Source organism: Streptomyces sp. NPDC055955 (genome assembly GCF_042270245.1).
Taxonomy (GTDB): domain Bacteria; phylum Actinomycetota; class Actinomycetes; order Streptomycetales; family Streptomycetaceae; genus Streptomyces.
The window spans coordinates 182,602-183,921 of sequence record NZ_JBHJYS010000025.1; the positions used below are offsets into that span (position 1 = coordinate 182,602).

Here is a 1,320-nt window from a genome sequence, read left to right on the forward strand (position 1 = left end):
CCGCTCATTGCGCTCAAGCGGCACACCGAAGCGCACGACGCCCACCAAACCGCCCTCAGCCTCCACCAACAGACCGGCGACATCGACGGCCAAGCCATCGCCTGGAACAGCCTTGGCGTCACGCTCATTGCGCTCAAGCGGCACACCGAAGCGCACGACGCCCACCAAACCGCCCTCAGCCTCCACCAACAGACCGGCGACATCGACGGCCAAGCCGGCACCTGGAACAGCCTCGGCGTCACGCTCAATGCGCTCAAGCGGCACACCGAAGCGCACGACGCCCACCAAACCGCCCTCAGCCTCTACCAACAGACCGGCGACATCGACGGCCAAGCCAACGCCTGGAACAGCCTCGGCAACGCGCTCAATGCGCTCAAGCGGCACACCGAAGCGCACGACGCCCACCAAACCGCCCTCAGCCTCTACCAACAAACCGGCGACATCGACGGCCAAGCCAACGCCTGGAACAACCTCGGCAACGTACTCGGAAACCTCAAGCGCCACGCCGAAGCGCACGACGCCCACCAAACCGCCCTCAGCCTCGAGCAACAGACCGGCGACGTCCACAGCCAAGCCGTCGCCTGGAACAACCTCGGCACCGCCTGTCGAGGCCTCGAGCGATACGCCGAGGCGATCGCAGCTGGGGAGAATGCGGTTGCGATGCTGGCCAAGGTAGAAGACTGGGAGCGTGCTGGAGAGGCATGGGCCGAGCTCGCCACCACCCTGATCGCATCCGGCGCCGAAACGGCCCAGGTTCGGGAAGCATGGGAACAGTCCGCCACCGCCTACATCCGCGCCGGTGACAACGAAGCAGCAGCCACATCCCGCGCGAATGCCGAGAACTCACCACCAGGCACCTAACCAGAGGCTCTCCTAATCGCGTTCACCGGTGCTTGCCGCCTAGTCCAGCACCCGCAGCTCCGTGTCTGGCCGGCAGTGGGGACATGCATCGATGCTCTCGGTCACAGCCCGCAAGGCTTGATCACGGTCGACGCCGCGTGAGCGTTTGCCTGCCATGTGACAGCCGCCCACATGCACGTACACGGGGTCGTGGCCGCCGAGGCCCATCTCGATGAGCCAGTCCGGGGCGGGCGGCCGGGTCTGCTCGCCGTGGCGCCGCTCGGCCTCGCGGCGTTCTTCGGTGGCGATCCACCGGTCGATCTGCTCGACCTGCTGGACTGCGATGCGGCGCGCGAAGTGCAGCATGTCGAGTCGCGAGGTCGAGCTATCGTTCATATGTTCGATAGCACGTCGGTGGTCGCCGCGCCATCGCCAGGGCAGGAGGTACCCGTGGACCCCACTGACCTGCTGCAACGGCTC

2 protein-coding genes are annotated in these 1,320 nt (G+C 66.4%); one reads left to right on the plus strand and one right to left on the minus strand.

What is annotated here, in order from left to right:
* Nucleotides 1-861, plus strand: an 861-nt coding sequence (locus ACFC96_RS37660; RefSeq protein ID WP_376616682.1) for a tetratricopeptide repeat protein, incomplete at its 5' end; no start/stop codon positions are given.
* Between the two features lie 39 nt (nucleotides 862-900).
* Here ACFC96_RS37660 and ACFC96_RS37665 read toward each other — a convergent pair.
* On the minus strand, nucleotides 901-1,320 hold a 420-nt coding region (locus ACFC96_RS37665), incomplete at its 5' end, for a DUF6233 domain-containing protein (RefSeq protein ID WP_376616684.1).